Source organism: Sphingomonas sp., from assembly GCF_035910975.1.
In the GTDB taxonomy this organism is placed as follows: domain Bacteria; phylum Pseudomonadota; class Alphaproteobacteria; order Sphingomonadales; family Sphingomonadaceae; genus Sphingomonas.
The window spans coordinates 64,938-80,108 of record NZ_JAMHWM010000012.1; the positions used below are offsets into that span (position 1 = coordinate 64,938).

Below are 15,171 nucleotides of genomic sequence, written 5' to 3' on the forward strand. Positions count from 1 at the left end.
CAACAAAGGGGGAATATGACCATGACGATCGTCCTGCCCGCGACACTCGCGACCGCCGCCGCATGCGGCCTGCTCAACATCTGGCTGGCGGTGCGGGTCGGCCAGATGCGCCGGCTGCACAGGGTATCGGTGGGTGACGGTGACAATATGGCGGTGATCGCCCGGATGCGCGCCCACGCCAATTTCGTCGAATACGCGCCCTTCGTGCTGATCCTGCTGGGGCTGCTCGAACTCGCAAAAGGACCGTCGCTCTATGCTTGGGGCTATGGCTTCGTGTTCGTCCTCGCTCGCGTCTGTCACGGGTTCGGAATGGACACGTGGAAGCCGGGCCGCGCGATCGGGGTGGGCCTGACGATGCTCGTCCTGCTGCTGCTCGCCGGCGAAGCGGCCTGGACCGCCTATGCCGCGCAGCCGGTACACACCAGCCCGGTGCTCACCCTGGCGCCGGTGCCCGCCGCCTGACACGCAAAAAAGGGGCCGGCAGCTTGTAGGCTGCCGGCCCAGTCGTCCGCAGGAGGAACCTCGTCAATAATTATAGGCGCGCTCGCCATGTTCGCCGAGATCGAGTCCTTCGCGCTCGACCTCTTCGGCGACGCGCAGGCCGATCACCGCCTTGACCGCGCCAAAGGCGATCGCGGAGCCGACGGCCGCCCACACCACCGCGACGCCGGTCGCGAAGATCTGGGTCACCATCTGGCCACCGATCGCATAATCCGCATCGCCAGGTCCGCCGAAGGCGGGTGCATAGGTGACCGCGGTCAGGATCGATCCGACGATCCCGGCGACGCCGTGGATGCCGAACACGTCGGCCGTATCGTCAAAGCCGAGCCTGGGCTTGAGCGACGTCACGAACCAGAAGGCCGCGATCGAAGCGACCGCCCCCAGCACGATCGCGCCGAACGGCCCGGCGTTGCCGGCGGCCGGTGTCACCGCGACCAGGCCGGAGATCACGCCGGAACAGGCACCCAGCAGCGACGACTTGTGACCGGCGACCCGCTCCGCCAGCAGCCAGGCGACAGCGCCCGCCGCCGTAGCGGTGAAGGTGTTGATCATCGCCAGCGCGGCGGTGCCGTTCGCGGCCAGCGCCGAACCGGCGTTGAACCCGAACCAGCCGACCCACAGCAGGCCGGTGCCGATCAGCGTCATCGTCATCGAATGCGGCGCCAGCGCTTCCTTCTGATAGCCGATACGCTTGCCCAGCAGGATGCAGCCGACCAGGCCGGACACGCCCGCATTGATGTGCACCACGGTGCCGCCGGCGAAATCGAGCGCGCCCATTTCAAAGAAATAGCCGCCCGACGCCCAGACCATGTGCGCCAGCGGAAAATAGACGATCGTCAGCCAGATCAGCGAAAAGATCATCAGCGCGGTGAACTTCACGCGTTCGGCCAGCGCGCCGACGATCAGCGCGCAGGTGATCGCCGCGAACGTCATCTGGAAACTGACGAAGACGAACTCAGGGATCGTGCCCGACAGCGTGTCGGGGGTGATGCCCGCGAGCAGCAGTTTCGACGTGCCGCCGATGAACGCGGAGCCTTCGTCGAACGCCAGCGAATAGCCCCAGGTCACCCAGGCCAGCATCGCGACGCACGCGACCGCCAGCACATGGGTCAGCACCGACAGCATGTTCTTGGTGCGCACCAGCCCGCCATAGAACAGCGCCAGGCCCGGCACGATCATCGCCAGTACCAGTACGGTCGATACCATCATCCACGCGGTGTCACCGCTGCTCAGCGTCGGTGTCGCTTCCTGAGCGAAGGCCGGGCCGGCGGCGAACAGACCCGCGCCAGCGGCGGCAAACTTGATAAGTCGCTTCATTGTGTCCCCCTTGCTCACAGCGCGGTCTGGTCGGTCTCGCCGGTGCGGATGCGCACCGCCTGGCCGACGTCGAGCACAAAGATCTTGCCGTCGCCGATCGCGCCGGTGTTGGCGGCGGCCTGGATCGCCTCGATCGCGCGCGGCGCGACGTCGGTCGCGCAGACCACCTCGATCTTGATCTTGGGCACCATGTTGGTGCTGTATTCGGCGCCGCGGTAGATTTCGGTCTGGCCCTTCTGCCTGCCGAACCCCTTCACCTCGGTCACGGTCATGCCCGCCACGCCGATCTCGGTCAGCGCTTCGCGGACCTCGTCCAGCTTGAACGGCTTGATGATGGCGATGATAAGCTTCATGCGCGCCCCCTTCGAAGTCCCGGGATGCTGCATCGCAAACGTCGTGCCAGAGTCACAGTCACGTGATTTCAGTGACTTGCGTGGGTCGCGGGATCGTTACCGCGCGTTAATTTTTGTGCAGTCGCGAAAAGCTGCCTGAAAATCAGGCAGCGTCGAGAAAGGTTCGCGCCAGTTCCGCATCCTCGTCATCGACCATCACCCGCACCGGGATCAACAGCCAGCTGCCATCGGCGATGCTCGCGCCGCCGTCGAACGCCACGGCGGGGATGCCTTCGCTTTCCAGCCGTCCGACGATGATGTTCGCCAGATTGCGGTCGACCCGCGCGATCTCGACCAGCGCCATCAGCCGGCGGGCGGGATGAACGCCTGCACGCGCTGCGGCAGGCCGTCGATGCTGCGGGTGCGGTCGGCGATCCGCGCCAGCCGCGCCGCCGGGTCTTGCTGGGCATGATATTTGTTCAGGGTCGGGCGTTCCTGTTCCAGCGTCATCCGCGGGACGCCCCAACCGCAGCTAGTCTGCACGCTTTCGACGCGGATGACGAACACCTGCCGCACACCGGCTAGCTTCGGGAAGCGTTCGGCGAGGTCGGTGAACCCCTCGTCCTGCGGCAGCACCGCCACGCCGCGCCCGTAGATGCGCAGGATCAGCGCGGGATTGTCGAACGCGCAGAACATGATCGTGATACGCCCGTCGGCGGCCAGATGCGCCTGCGTCTCGTTGCCCGACCCGCCGAGATCGAGATAGGCGACGGTCTGTGGATCGATAACGCGAAACGCGTCATAGCCCTTGGGGCTAAGGTTGATCCGCGCCCCGTCCGCCGCCGTGGCGACGAAGAACATCGGCTGCCTCGCGATGAAGGCGATGTGATCGTCGGTCAGCGTGGGAAAGAAGTCTGCCATTGCCTGCCCCAGGAACTGCGCACATGCTATGCGCATGAAACATGATTCGACCGTGAAGGGTAAGCGCCGCCCGGTGAACATGTCCATCGATAGCGGGGTGATCGCCGCCGCGCGCGATGTCGGCATCAATATCTCGCAGGTCAGCGAGGCGGCCTTGCGCGCGGCGACCAAGGCCGAGCAGGACCGGCGGTGGAAGGAGGAAAACCGCGCTGCCTTCGATTACTGGAACGACTGGGTCGAGGAAAACGGGCTGCCGCTCGAAAAATATCGGTTGTTCTGATGGCGCAGTTCGACGTCTTTCGTCTCGGCGACGGCAGTCTGGTGCTCGACTGCCAGTCCGACTTGATCGATCGATATGACACCCGGCTCGTCGTGCCGCTGATCGCATATGCGCCAGACATGGTGATGATGACGCGGCTCCATCCCCGCTTCTCGGTCGCCGGTGAAGATGTCGTCATGGTCACCCAGTTCGCCACATCGGTGCGGGCTCGCGAACTTCGGCACCGCGTGGGATCACTGGAACAGGAGCGCTTGCAGATCGTCGGCGCGATCGACGTGCTGATCGGAACGGCCTGAAGCCCTTACCCCGTCCCGCCGACCGTCAGCCCCTCGACCAGCAAGGTCGGCTGCCCCACGCCGGCCGGCACGCTCTGCCCGCCCTTGCCGCACATGCCGATGCCTTCGTCGAGCGCCATGTCGTTGCCGATGCCGCGCACCCGGGTCAGCGCCGACGCGCCGTCGCCGATCAGCGTCGCGCCCTTGATCGGCGCGCCGAGCCGGCCGTCTTCGATCAGATACGCCTCGGTACAGCTGAACACGAACTTGCCCGACACGATATCGACCGATCCGCCGCCGAACGACTTGGCGAAGATGCCTCGCTTCACGCGCGACAGCAGTTCGGCCGGGTCGTCGTTCCCGCCGCGCATGAAGGTGTTGGTCATCCGCGGCATCGGCGCGTGCGCGAAGCTCTCTCGCCGGCCGTTGCCGGTCGGCGCGACGCCCATCAGCCGCGCGTTGAGCCGGTCGTGGATATAGCCCTTCAGGATGCCGTCCTCGATCAGGATATTCTCCTGCGTCGGCGTGCCCTCGTCGTCGATGCTGAGCGACCCGCGCCGGTCGAGGATCGATCCGTCGTCGATCACCGTCACGCCGGGCGCGGCGACACGCTCGCCGATCCGGCCGGAGAAGACGCTGGTGCCCTTACGGTTGAAATCGCCCTCCAGGCCGTGGCCGACCGCCTCGTGCAGCAGCACGCCGGGCCAGCCGGGGCCGAGCAGCACGGTCATCTCGCCGGCCGGCGCGGGAACCGCCTCCAGATTTACGAGCGCCTGGGCGAGGGCTTCGTCGATCGCGCGGTTCCACGTCGCCGCCTCCAGCAGCCGGTCATAGGTGGTGCGCCCGCCGGTGCCGAAGCTGCCGGTCTCGCGCCGCCCGTTCGACTCGACCACGATCGACACATTGAGGCGAACGAGCGGCCGCACGTCGGTCGCGACGAAGCCGTCGGCGCGGACGATCTCGACAACGCTCCATGATCCCAGCAGCGAGACGGAAACCTGGGCGACGCGCGGATCGCGCGCGCGCGCGGCCGCGTCGATCGCCTGACACAGATTCACCTTGTCGGCGAAGGGGACCAGGTCGAGCGGATCGGCATCGGTGTAGAGGTGACGGTTGGTCCGCGCCGGAGGCGCCGGCTTTGGCCCCGTCGCCGGATCGATCAGCGCCATCGTTTCCGCCGCGCGCTTGATCGCGGCCTCGGACAGCTCGTTGGCATGGGCGAAGGCGGTGGTCTCGCCCGATACCGCGCGCAGGCCGAAGCCGGCATGGGTGTCGTAGCTCGCGGTCTTCAATCGCCCGTCGTCAAAGCCGAACGCCTCGGACCTGCGATATTGCAGGTACAGCTCGCCGTCGTCGGCACGCGCCAGCGCGTCGGCGGTCAGCGCTTTCGCGGCATCGGGGTCCAGCCCCGGTCGATAAAGGAACTGGCGGGGATCGGCGGCTGCGTTCATGCGCGATAGATAAGGCGCGCAGTCCGCGGGGCAAAGCCCCCTCGCGCAAACGACCGGAGGGCAGCGAACGGCGTCGCTCCCCTCCGGCCTCCCCCTTTAACCGGTCAGCCCGATGTCAGTTCGCAGCCTTCGTCGCCTGGTCGATCAGCGCCTTGGCGGTTGCGATCGCCTTCGCCTCGGTCGTCTTGCCGTCCTGAATCTCGCCGGCGATCTCGAGCAGGCGGCGCGAGATGACGGTGCCGTGTTCGGCTTCCTCGGTGATGCGGATGCCGTTCTTGGCCTGGCCGATGCGCGCCCATTCGGCGCGGATCGTCGCCCAATAGCCCTTGGTCGCCGCCCAGTAATCGTCGGCCAGCTTGAAGTTGAAGGCGTCGGAGCGGGTGTAGGTGTTGAGCACGTCCTCCTGCACGATCGGCACCAGCTTGCCGTCGATCTCGCCCTGCTTGATATTGTCCTGCCAGTGGATCCAGCCGGTCGGCGTCGGCGAATGGCGGTTGATCCCCAGATAGCGGTCATACACCGGCCCGCGCACCGCGTCGCGCCGGGCGAGCGGGCGCAGCGTCCAGCTCGAACGCCAGCGCCGCACGCCGCCTTCCGCAGTCCACTGGCCCCAGCCGCCATAGCGCGGCGAATCATCGACCTGGTACACGGTCTGCGACCAGCGGCCCTTGCGCATCCGCTCGGGCACGTCTTCCCACGTCCAGGCGTCCGGGCCGGAATAGACCAGCACGCGCGCAGGCTCATACTCCCAGTCCTGGCGCCAGTGCTTGATGATCATCTTGTGCTCGCCCATCTCGACGACGAGCAGGTGCTGCAGGCTGATCTTGCGCCCGGTGTCCTCGATCACGCGCACGGCTTCGTTGCCGCCCGAAACCTTTTCGGCGAACGGGGTATAGTCGGCACGCCATGACGTGGTCTCGCGCATGTCGAACTTCACGCGGTAGTTTCCGGCCATTGCCAGGATGTCGCGACGATCGGCCTCGAACGACGCGGTCTCGGCATCGGCAGCGCGGACCGCGACGGGCCCGTCGGCCAATGCCGGAGCCGCAGTCAACAGCGACAGCGACAGCGCGATCAGGGAAGTGCGGAGGATCATGATATGGCCCTTCTCAGAAACGGAAGCTGATCGAGACGCTACCGTTGCGGCCCGGCTGCGAATAGGCGTCACGCACGGCCGATGCCGCGGCAAGCCCGCGAATGTCACTCCACGACCAGTATTTGATGTCGGTGATGTTGAACAGGCCGCCGCGCAGCGTGATCGCCTCGCCCACGCGCGCATAGGCGGTCAGATCAAGCACCGCGACCTCGCGGCCCCGGAAACAGCCGGTGCCCGCCGCACCCGCGCAGGCCGCGCCGCGCGTCTCGGCGATCTCCTTCTGCGCGACATAGGTCGTCGACAGCCGCCCCCCGAAGCGCCGGTCGGGGGCATCGTAGCCGAGGCCCATGACCAGCTTGAGCGGATCGACCGACTGGAGCGGGGTGCGCACGCCGGCGGGCGAGATCGCGTCGCCATCGGCATAGGCGGCGGCGGCGCTGACGGTGACGCCGCGCGCCGGCCGCACCTCGATACGGCCCTCGACTCCGCTTACCTCGACCCGGCCGCGGTTGACCCATTGATACACCCAGGGGGCCGCCGGCGTCGGCGACAGGCGGCCGGTCGTCTCGACCTGCTCGATGAAATCGCGGTACTTGCCGTGGAAACCCGTCAGGTCGAGCGACACCCACCGATTGGCGAAACGCGCGCCACCTTCGAAGCTGCGGCTGTTTTCGGGGCGCAGGTTGGGGTTCGGAATGCTGACATAGCCCTGCGCCGGGTTCTCGAAGAAATTGTTGACTTGGGCGGGCTCGGGCGCCTTGAAGCCCTGCGCATAGTTGGCGAACAGCCGCACGCTGTCGGTCAGCTTCGCCACCGCGCCCAGCTTGGGCGACAGGCGCGACCCCGATTGCGCGGCCTCGCGGAACGTCGGCAGCAACGGATCGTCGGTCGGCTTCAGGTCATAGGCGTCGAAGCGCAGCGCCGGATAGAGCGACACCGGCCCGAGCGTGATCTCGTCCGACAGGAACAGGCCGGCGAGCATGTAATCGGTCACCGGAAAGGCGCGAGTCGGATAGACTTCGCCCGCCGGCGGCGTCACGCCGTCGCGCAGACCCTGTTGCCGGGTAAAACTGATGTCACCGCCCAGCACCACACGGTGGCCGATCCCGCCGGTGTCGAAGCCCAGCCGGACCTCGCCCGCCGCGCCGTATACGCGGTTCTCGAACGTGTTGAGCCGTTCGCGATCGGCGAGCGGCGTGCGGTCCTCGTCGGTGAACTGCACGTCCTTCGCATCCTGCCAGTATCCGGCCAGGCGCGCGAACTGGAGCGTGCCGTCCCCGTTCCACGTCCAGTCGGCCGAGGCGCGGGCGCGCTTGCCGGTATCGCGGCCACGCAGCAAATCGACGCTGCTCGCCGCGGGCGGCGTGGTGATCGGGGTCAGGCCGGACAACACATCCGTCTCCAGCCGGGTGTCGAGATACTCGCCGGTCAGCCGCAGCTTGTGTCCGCCATTCTCGTACACGATTCGCCCCAGCGCCGCGTTCGATCGGCCATCCTGCGGGTTGGGCGTGGTGCGCGCCGCGCCAAGCACCTCGTTGGTGCCCATGTTGTCGAGCGGGCCGTAATCGCGGCGGGTATAGGCCGCCATCGCCGACCAGTTGCCGCTCCGGCCCGCCAGGATGGCAGTTTCGGCGAACTCGTCGTCCGCGCTCGACCAGCTGGCGCGCAGCAGCCCGCCGATGCCGCGGCCATCGCGAAGGATGTCGGCCGGGTCGCTGGTGACGAAGCTGACCGCGCCGGCCAGCCCGTCGCTGCCATAGAGCGCCGAGGCCGGGCCGCGCAGGATTTCGACCGACTTGACCAGCCCGACGTCGACATAATCGCCACGCCCGGCCGATTGCGCGCCGAAGGTGAAGCCGTCGGGCACGCGGATGCCGTCGACCTGGATCAGCACGCGGTTGCCGCCGATCCCGCGGATCGTGAAGCCCTCGTTCTGGGCCCGCCCGGTCGTGCCCAGCGCCGCGCCGAAGCGCGCGGGCTGGCGCGCGACGCTGATGCCGGGTTCGAAGCGGACGAGGTCCTTGATGTCGGTCGCGATCTCGTCGGCGATGCGACGATCGTCGATCACCGTGACGGTGGCCGGAGCGTCCTGCACCGCGATCGGCAGGCGGGTGGCGGTGACCGTCACGATCTCGCGTCCGTCGCGCACCTGCGCGCCGCCCTGCGCCGGATCGCCGGAGACTGCGTCGTTCGGTGTCGCCGCACGGGCACCCGGCACGATGGCGGTCCCCGCAAGCAGCAGCGCAGCAGCGAGAACGCCGTTCGATCGGAACTTCACCTGATTTCCCCTTGCTTTATGATAACGCGAGTGACTCGCATTAGCGCCCGATAGGCGCTTCCCCCTTCCCCGGTCAAGCCCGCGCCGCACCTCCTTCATCCCGACCGTGTCAAAGCCCGGTGACGGCGCCGCTCGCTAGCGCTAAAGCCCGAACGATGCACCGCCCCGCCCTCTCCGTCGTCATTCCCTGCTACAATGAGGAAGCCTGCCTCGAGGCGTTGCACGCCCGCGTCTCGGCGGCGGCGAAGGCGGCGGTCGGCGACGATCACGAGATCGTGCTGATCAACGACGGATCACGCGACGCGAGCTGGGCGGTCATGCAGCGACTGGCGGCGACCGACCCGCGGCTCGTCGCGATCAACCTGTCGCGCAACCACGGCCACCAGCTCGCGCTGACGGCCGGGCTGGACCTGTGCGCGGGCGAACAGATCCTCATCATCGACGCCGATCTTCAGGACCCGCCCGAACTGCTGGCCGAAATGCGTCAGGCGATGGCCGAACAGGACGCCGACGTCGTCTATGCCGTGCGCCGCAAACGCGACGGCGAGACCGTGTTCAAGAAACTGACCGCCGCGGCCTTCTACCGCGTACTCGATCGCGTCACCGACGTGCCGATCCCGCTGGACACCGGCGACTTCCGTCTGATGAGCCGGCGCGCGCTCGACGCCTTCCTGTCACTTCCCGAACAGGCGCGCTTCATCCGCGGCATGGTCGCGTGGATCGGCTTCCGCCAGGTGCCGTTCCTATACGACCGGCACGAGCGGCTGGCCGGCGAAAGCAAATATCCGCTGGCCAAGATGATCCGCTTCGCGCTCGACGCGGTGACCGGCTTCTCGACCGCGCCGCTGCGCTTCGCCAGCCATGTCGGCCTCGCGCTGACGGGGGCGACGGCGCTGCTGCTGCTCTACGTCGTCGTCGGCTTCTTCCTGGGCAACACGGTCGCCGGCTGGACCTCGACGATGCTGGTCGTGCTGTTCCTGGGCAGCGTGCAGATGTTCGTATTGGGGATGATCGGCGAATATCTGGGGCGGCTGTACGTAGAATCGAAGCGCCGGCCGCTCTATCTCGTCGCCGACGTGGCGGGTCCGGTGCAGGGCCGCGCCTCGCTCGGCTACCGCGCCGGCGACGGGCCGCGCCCCGTCCGGCCCGAGCCGACCGAAGGCCTGATCGCCGCGACCCCGCACGACGAGGGGTGACGCCTCGCCGCGGGGCCTACGGCTTCGACGCGAGCGTGATGATCGACAGCCCCGGCGTCATCGGCACGCGGCCGACAAGGTGCCGCTCGATGCGGAAGATGCGTTCGAACAGCGCGTTGATCGGCTTTGCCGGCGGCGAATCGTCGCTGTCGTCCTTGCCGGTCAACCTGCCCGCGAAACGCGCGGCGACGGCGGCGGGGAACAGCAGCGAGTTGAACCAGCGCAGTCCGTTGTGCGTCAGCCCCGCCTGGCGAATCGCCGCGTCGAGCATCGACTTTGAGTAACGGCGCTTGTGGTGGTTCACCACGTCGTGTGCGCTCCACATCCATCCATGCGCCGGCACCGCGATCAGGATCCTGCCGCCGGGCTTCAGCGCCTCGGCCATCGCCTTCAGCGCGGCGACATCGTCGTCGATATGCTCGATCACGTCGAGTACCGCGATCATGTCATAGCTGCCCTTGGGAACGCCTTCCAGCTCCGGCAGCGGCGCGGAGCCGACCGGCTTGCCCAGCCGCTGGCTGGCGATCTCCCGCGCGGCCTCGTCGATCTCGATCGCGTCTACCTCGCCGAAGCTCGCCAGCATCGGTAGGTTGTGGCCCGTGCCGCAGCCGATCTCCAGCACCCGCGCGTCCTTTGGCAGGCCGGCATAGCGCGCCACATAGTCGGCCAGGATGTCCCGGCGGGCGCGATACCACCAATGGGTGGAATCATGCGCGGCCATGCGGTCGTAGACGATGCGATCCATCAGGAGAGCCTTACGCGAAAACCCAGCGGCGGTTTACCACGAACATGATGACGGGAGTGACGAACAGGGTGGTCAGCACCGGCGTCCAGCGCGGTAGCTCGATCCCGCGTACCAATGCCCAAGTGAACGCGGCGTTGAGCGCATAGCTGATGAGGCTCGCGATGAAGAAACGGCTGGTCGTCTTTCCCGGATTGTCGCGGCTGCCGTGGCCGCGGAACGACCAGCGGCTGTGGATGACATAGCCGATCGCGACGCATACCAGATAGGCGGCGAGCATTGCCACCTGTTCGTCGATCGTCGTCGCCAGGACGAGCGCAAGGTACAGCGCGCCACCGATCGCCGTCACCGCCCCGCCCGAGATCGCATAGCGCACGAGCTGGCCGTGGACGGTGTTCGAATTCAGGTGATGGAGTGCCTTGGAAACCACGTGCTGACCCTGGGGCCGTTCGGCCTGAGCTTGTCGAAGGACTGTACTTTCTTCTAACCCGCAGGGAAAGAAGGACAGCCCTTCGACAGGCTCAGGGCGAACGGATGATGGGGCGTCGCCCTATTCTCAACGCGCCGTCAGGGGAAGCGAATTGATCGACACGGTGCCTTCGCGCTTCGAGACGCTGCTCGACCGCCACTGGCTGCGCATCACGCTGGCGGCGTGGCTGACGATCGCCATCTACTGGATGGTGACCCGCTGGGGCGCGGTCCACTGGCTCGCGCTGGGCGACACCGACGACAACATGCGGCTGATGCAGGTGCGCGGGCTGCTCGCCGGTCAGGGCTGGTACGACCTGACCCAATACCGCCTGAACCCGCCGCACGGCTTCAACATCCACTGGTCCCGCATCGTCGATCTGCCGATCGCGGCGCTGATCCTGATCTTCAAGCCGTTCGTCGGCACCGCATCGGCGGAACGGCTGGCATGCGGCATCGCACCGATGCTGCCGCTGGCGGTGGTGATGGGCGCGTTCGCCTTCACCGTGCGGCGGCTGATCGCGACGCCGGCCTATGCGCTGGCGATCATCATCATGCTCGGCGCGACCGCGGCGATGCTGATGTTCATGCCGATGCGCATCGACCACCATGGCTGGCAGCTGGCGATGCTGGCGCTGACGGTCGCGGGGCTGGCCGACCGCCGGCGCGCGCGCGGCGGTGCGATCGTCGGGCTGGCGACCGCGACATCGCTGTCGATCGGGCTGGAGATGCTGCCTTACGGCGCGATGGCCGGCGCGATCCTGACCTTGCGCTGGGTGTGGGATGCGGGCGAGGCGCGGCGGCTGGCGGCCTATGCGCTGACGCTGGGCGGCGGATCGGCGCTGGGCTTCGCAGTGTTCGCGTCAAACGCCAACCAGGCGATGCGCTGCGACGCGCTGACGCCTGTCTGGCTGTCGGTACTGGTGCTGGCCGGCGCCAAGCTGTTCGTGATGGCGCGCCTCAATCCGCAGGCCCGCTCCGCGCGGCTGGCGATGGCCGCGGTCGCCGGGGCCATTATCGCGATCGGCTTCGCGCTGATCTTCCCGCAATGCCTGTCGCGGCCCGAAGGCGTGTCGGACGAACTGGCCCGCACCTGGCTGAACAACGTCCGCGAGGCCAAGCCGATCTACAAGCATCCGCTGCGCAGCGCGCTGCCCATCGCGGCGCTGCCGGTGATGGGGCTGATCGGGGCGATCGTGGCGACGTGGCGCGCGCGCGGGACGGCGGCGTTCGCGCTGTGGGCGCCGGTCGCGCTGTTCACCGGCTTCGCCGTCGCGATGCTGCTGTGGCAGGTCCGCGCGGGACCGGCCGCGCAATTGCTGGCGGTGCCCGGCGCCACCGCGCTCGCCTGGGTGCTGGTGCCATGGTGCCTCGGCCACCGTTTCCTGCTGGTCCGCGTGGTGGGATCGGTGGCGGCGTTCATGGTCGTGTCCGGCCTGTTCGCCGGCCTGGCGATCCGCTGGCTGCCGATCGACCGGCCCGACAAGCGCACCGACATCATCAACCGCGCCCACGGCCGCTGCGCCTCGCTGCCGGCGATGCGGGTGCTGGACCGGATTCCGGCGAGCGTGATCTTCACCCATGTCGATCTGGGACCGCGGCTCATCACGCTGACGCATCATTACGGCATCGCCGGGCCGTACCACCGCAACGGCGACGCGATCCTGGACGTCCACCACGCCTTCACCGGCAGCCCGGAGAATTTCCGGCGGATCGCGCAGGCGCACGGCGCGCGCCTGTTGCTCACCTGCCCCAACATCCCCGAATCGACCGTCTACCGCGCCCGCGCACGCGACGGCTTCTACGGCCAGCTGGCGAAGGGCAAGGTGCCCGCCTGGCTGATTCCCGTGCCGCTGCCCAAGGGTTCGCCGCTCAGGCTGTGGCGGATCGACTATGCCGACCCGGCGTCACGCAGTTCGAGATAGGCGAACGCCCACACGGCGGCCGAGAACGGCAGCAGCGCCGACATCGCGACGTTGAGTACCCCGCTGATAACGTCGATCATCTGGGGCCGACAAAACATCACCGCCACTCCAGCGAAGATCGCCAGCCATGCCAGCACGATCGGCAAAAGGGTCAACGCGAGCGGCCGCAGGGCCGGCCGCGCCAGCCGCCAGCTGCGACGCAGGGCATCGATCGCGCCGATCCGCTCCGCGGCGAGCGCCGGCAGCGACACGCTCCACAACAGCATCAGCAAAACGCCGGGAACGATCAGCAGGATGAGCCCCCCAAGGATCGCGGCGACGCTAGCGAAACCGAGGGCGAAAGCCCCGGCGTAGCGCCCCTCGGTCAGGTCGGCGCGGACATAGCCCGGCGGAGCACCGCCACCGTGATCGAGCGCGCGAAAGGTGACCAGCAGATTGACGTAGATCTGCACGAACGACAGTACCAGCGCGGTAAGGTTGATCGCCGTTTCGTCGGCAGACAGGTCGGCGGCGATCTGCGGCAGCGCCGTCGCCCCGACCAGCACCGCGAACACGATGCGATCGGCCATGACATAGCCCGCCGTGCGAGCGTAGCACCGGCCGGCGAAACCCTCAGCAGCCACTGACCCTCCCGCCCGCATGACGATCGAGCCGGCCGGCGAGTTCGAGTTCGAGCAGCACCGTCTGCACCACGGCCGGGGGCCGGCCCGACTGGCGGATCAGTTCGTCGATCCCGACCGGCACGGGGCCGAGCAGGTCGGTCACGCGGCGGCGATCGGCGTCGCTGGCGTCGTCCGCGGGCGGGCCGGCGAAGGGCCGGACGGGCGAGCGCAGCGCGCGCGCGTCGATCGGGCGGATCGCTTCCTCTATGTCCTCGGCCGACTGGACCAAAGTCGCACCCTCGCGGATGAGCAGGTTGCAGCCCTGCGCGCGCGGATCGAGCGGGCTGCCCGGCACCGCCATCACCTCGCGCCCCGCCTCGGTCGCCAGCCGCGCGGTGATGAGCGAGCCCGATTTCGGTGCCGCCTCCACCACCACCGTTCCCAGCGCCAGCCCCGCGATGATTCGGTTGCGGCTAGGGAAGTTGCGCGCGCGCGGCTCCTCGCCCGGCGGCTGTTCGGCGATCAGCAGGCCACGCGTCGCCACTTCTTCCTGAAGCTCGCGGTTCTCGGGCGGAAAGGCGATGTCGATCCCGCTGGCGATGACGCCGATCGTGCCGCTTGCCAGACTGGCGACATGCGCCTGCGTATCGATGCCGCGCGCGAGGCCGGAGGCGACGACGATTCCCGCCCGCCCGAGCTCGCTCGCCAGCCCGCGCGCAAAACGGCACGCGGCGGCGGATGCGTTGCGCGCGCCGACCATCGCCACCACGCTACGCCGCCCGAGTGCAGGATCGCCGCGCACGATGATCGCAGGCGGCGCGGTATCGAGTTCGGCGAGCAGCGGCGGGTAATCGGCATCGTCGAGGAACAGGTGGCGGGCGCCGAGCGCCGCGACCCGGTCAAGCTCACGCAGCACGATCGCCGCGTCGGCCACGCGGGGTGCCGCTCCGCCGCCGCGCCGCGCGAGCATCGGCAGTGCTTCGATCGCGGCGCCCGCGTCGCCGAACCGCGCGATCAGCTGGCGATAGGTGACCGGCCCGACGCCCGGCGTGCGGATCAGCCGCAGCCGCGCGACGGCGCCCGCGTCATGCACTCCGGCCGCCGCCCACCCTGGGTTCGGTGCCGGAGATCAGCCGGTCGATGTTCTCGCGGTGCTTCCACACCACGATCAGCGCCAGCGCGACCAGCAGGAACACATCGTCGAACCGGCCGAACACGGCGGCCGCCACCGGCGCGCTGATCGCCGCGACCATCCCGCTGACCGACGAGATGCGCAGGACGGCGAGCAGCCCGAGCCACGTCGCGGCATAGACGAGCCCGATCGGCCAGTGCAGCGCCAGCACCACGCCCATCAACGTCGCGACGCCCTTGCCGCCGCGAAAGCGCAGCCACACCGGATAGCAATGGCCGAGGAATACCGCCGCCGCGGCGAGCGCCGCGTTGCCGGGGAACAGCCAGCCGACCAGCATCACCGCTGCCCAGCCCTTGAGCACATCCAGCACCAACGTCGCCGCCGCCAGCCCCTTGCGGCCGGTGCGCAGCACGTTGGTCGCGCCGATGTTGCCCGATCCGATCTGGCGCAGATCGCCGGCGCCGGCCGCCCGCGTCAGGATCACCCCGAACGGGATCGATCCGAGCAGATAGCCGAGCAACAGCGCCCCCGTCGGGGCCATCCACAAGGTCTGGGTCGCTTCCATGCGGGGCGGAAACTAGGGGGTCGACGACGCCCGCGCAACAATCTCCATCAATGGACGATCTGGTGCAGTTGGTCACATAATGCCAGAAAG

The 15,171-nt window shown here is 68.2% G+C and carries 17 protein-coding genes; 5 read left to right on the top strand and 12 right to left on the bottom strand.

Annotated elements, in window-relative coordinates:
• Positions 1-21: 21 nt before the first annotated feature.
• Positions 22-462: an MAPEG family protein gene (locus tag VYI76_RS02955; protein ID WP_326523281.1), complete on the top strand. Its 441-nt coding sequence runs from the start codon at positions 22-24 to the stop codon at positions 460-462.
• Between the two features lie 63 nt (positions 463-525).
• Here VYI76_RS02955 and VYI76_RS02960 read toward each other — a convergent pair whose 3' ends face one another.
• The 4 genes from VYI76_RS02960 to VYI76_RS02975 form a co-directional block, all read right to left on the bottom strand.
• Positions 526-1,818: an ammonium transporter gene (locus VYI76_RS02960; protein WP_326523282.1), complete on the bottom strand. Its 1,293-nt coding sequence runs from the start codon at positions 1,816-1,818 to the stop codon at positions 526-528.
• 14 nt (positions 1,819-1,832) lie between these two features.
• Positions 1,833-2,171, bottom strand: coding sequence for a P-II family nitrogen regulator (locus VYI76_RS02965; RefSeq protein WP_326523283.1), 339 nt, complete (start codon positions 2,169-2,171; stop codon positions 1,833-1,835).
• A gap of 142 nt (positions 2,172-2,313) precedes the next feature.
• A complete protein-coding gene (locus tag VYI76_RS02970) occupies positions 2,314-2,514 on the bottom strand; it encodes a putative signal transducing protein (RefSeq protein ID WP_326523284.1) in 201 nt (66 codons plus the stop codon).
• A complete protein-coding gene (locus VYI76_RS02975) occupies positions 2,514-3,071 on the bottom strand; it encodes a pyridoxamine 5'-phosphate oxidase family protein (RefSeq protein ID WP_326523334.1) in 558 nt (185 codons plus the stop codon). The genes VYI76_RS02970 and VYI76_RS02975 overlap by 1 nt, the downstream gene beginning before the upstream one ends.
• A 34-nt stretch (positions 3,072-3,105) precedes the next feature.
• Here VYI76_RS02975 and VYI76_RS02980 point away from each other — a divergent pair, with 34 nt between their 5' ends.
• Together VYI76_RS02980 and VYI76_RS02985 are read left to right on the top strand one after the other, a co-directional pair.
• The gene (locus tag VYI76_RS02980) at positions 3,106-3,351 is read left to right on the top strand and encodes a type II toxin-antitoxin system CcdA family antitoxin (protein WP_326523285.1); all 246 of its coding nucleotides are present in this window, start codon (positions 3,106-3,108) and stop codon (positions 3,349-3,351) included.
• Positions 3,351-3,647: a CcdB family protein gene (locus VYI76_RS02985; protein WP_326523286.1), complete on the top strand. Its 297-nt coding sequence runs from the start codon at positions 3,351-3,353 to the stop codon at positions 3,645-3,647. Before VYI76_RS02980 ends, VYI76_RS02985 begins: the two co-directional genes overlap by 1 nt.
• A 5-nt stretch (positions 3,648-3,652) precedes the next feature.
• Here the strand turns inward: VYI76_RS02985 and tldD are convergent, their stop codons facing one another.
• From tldD to VYI76_RS03000, 3 genes are all read right to left on the bottom strand, one after another.
• Entirely contained in the window at positions 3,653-5,077 is a 1,425-nt protein-coding gene (tldD, locus tag VYI76_RS02990) for a metalloprotease TldD (protein ID WP_326523287.1), read from the bottom strand.
• 115 nt (positions 5,078-5,192) lie between these two features.
• Entirely contained in the window at positions 5,193-6,173 is a 981-nt protein-coding gene (locus VYI76_RS02995) for a DUF6607 family protein (RefSeq protein ID WP_326523288.1), read from the bottom strand.
• Positions 6,174-6,186: 13 nt separating this feature from the next.
• On the bottom strand, positions 6,187-8,451 hold the full coding sequence (locus VYI76_RS03000) for a TonB-dependent hemoglobin/transferrin/lactoferrin family receptor (RefSeq protein WP_326523289.1): 2,265 nt from the start codon (positions 8,449-8,451) through the stop codon (positions 6,187-6,189).
• A 155-nt stretch (positions 8,452-8,606) separates the two neighbouring features.
• On the opposite strand from VYI76_RS03000, the gene VYI76_RS03005 reads away from it, so the two are divergent.
• Entirely contained in the window at positions 8,607-9,647 is a 1,041-nt protein-coding gene (locus VYI76_RS03005; RefSeq protein WP_326523290.1) for a glycosyltransferase family 2 protein, read from the top strand.
• Positions 9,648-9,663: 16 nt separating this feature from the next.
• Here VYI76_RS03005 and VYI76_RS03010 read toward each other — a convergent pair whose 3' ends face one another.
• Together VYI76_RS03010 and VYI76_RS03015 are read right to left on the bottom strand one after the other, a co-directional pair.
• Complete coding sequence (locus VYI76_RS03010) at positions 9,664-10,392, bottom strand: class I SAM-dependent methyltransferase (protein ID WP_326523291.1); 729 nt, start codon at positions 10,390-10,392, stop codon at positions 9,664-9,666.
• Between the two features lie 10 nt (positions 10,393-10,402).
• Positions 10,403-10,819, bottom strand: a complete 417-nt coding sequence (locus VYI76_RS03015) for a GtrA family protein (protein ID WP_326523292.1) — start codon at positions 10,817-10,819, stop codon at positions 10,403-10,405.
• Positions 10,820-10,970: 151 nt separating this feature from the next.
• Here VYI76_RS03015 and VYI76_RS03020 point away from each other — a divergent pair, with 151 nt between their 5' ends.
• A complete protein-coding gene (locus tag VYI76_RS03020) occupies positions 10,971-12,782 on the top strand; it encodes an AcrB/AcrD/AcrF family protein (RefSeq protein ID WP_326523293.1) in 1,812 nt (603 codons plus the stop codon).
• On the opposite strand, the gene VYI76_RS03025 is transcribed toward VYI76_RS03020, so the two are convergent.
• Genes VYI76_RS03025 through plsY form a run of 3 tightly spaced genes read right to left on the bottom strand, consistent with a single transcriptional unit; the run spans position 12,749 to position 15,057 of the window.
• Positions 12,749-13,351 carry a hypothetical protein gene (locus VYI76_RS03025; protein WP_326523294.1) on the bottom strand — a complete coding sequence of 201 codons (603 nt, stop codon included), beginning with the start codon at positions 13,349-13,351 and terminating at the stop codon, positions 12,749-12,751. The genes VYI76_RS03020 and VYI76_RS03025 overlap by 34 nt on opposite strands.
• A 43-nt stretch (positions 13,352-13,394) precedes the next feature.
• Positions 13,395-14,477, bottom strand: a complete 1,083-nt coding sequence (gene dprA, locus VYI76_RS03030; protein ID WP_326523295.1) for a DNA-processing protein DprA — start codon at positions 14,475-14,477, stop codon at positions 13,395-13,397.
• Positions 14,470-15,057: a glycerol-3-phosphate 1-O-acyltransferase PlsY gene (plsY, locus tag VYI76_RS03035; RefSeq protein ID WP_326523335.1), complete on the bottom strand. Its 588-nt coding sequence runs from the start codon at positions 15,055-15,057 to the stop codon at positions 14,470-14,472. Before plsY ends, dprA begins: the two co-directional genes overlap by 8 nt.
• Positions 15,058-15,171 lie beyond the last annotated feature (114 nt).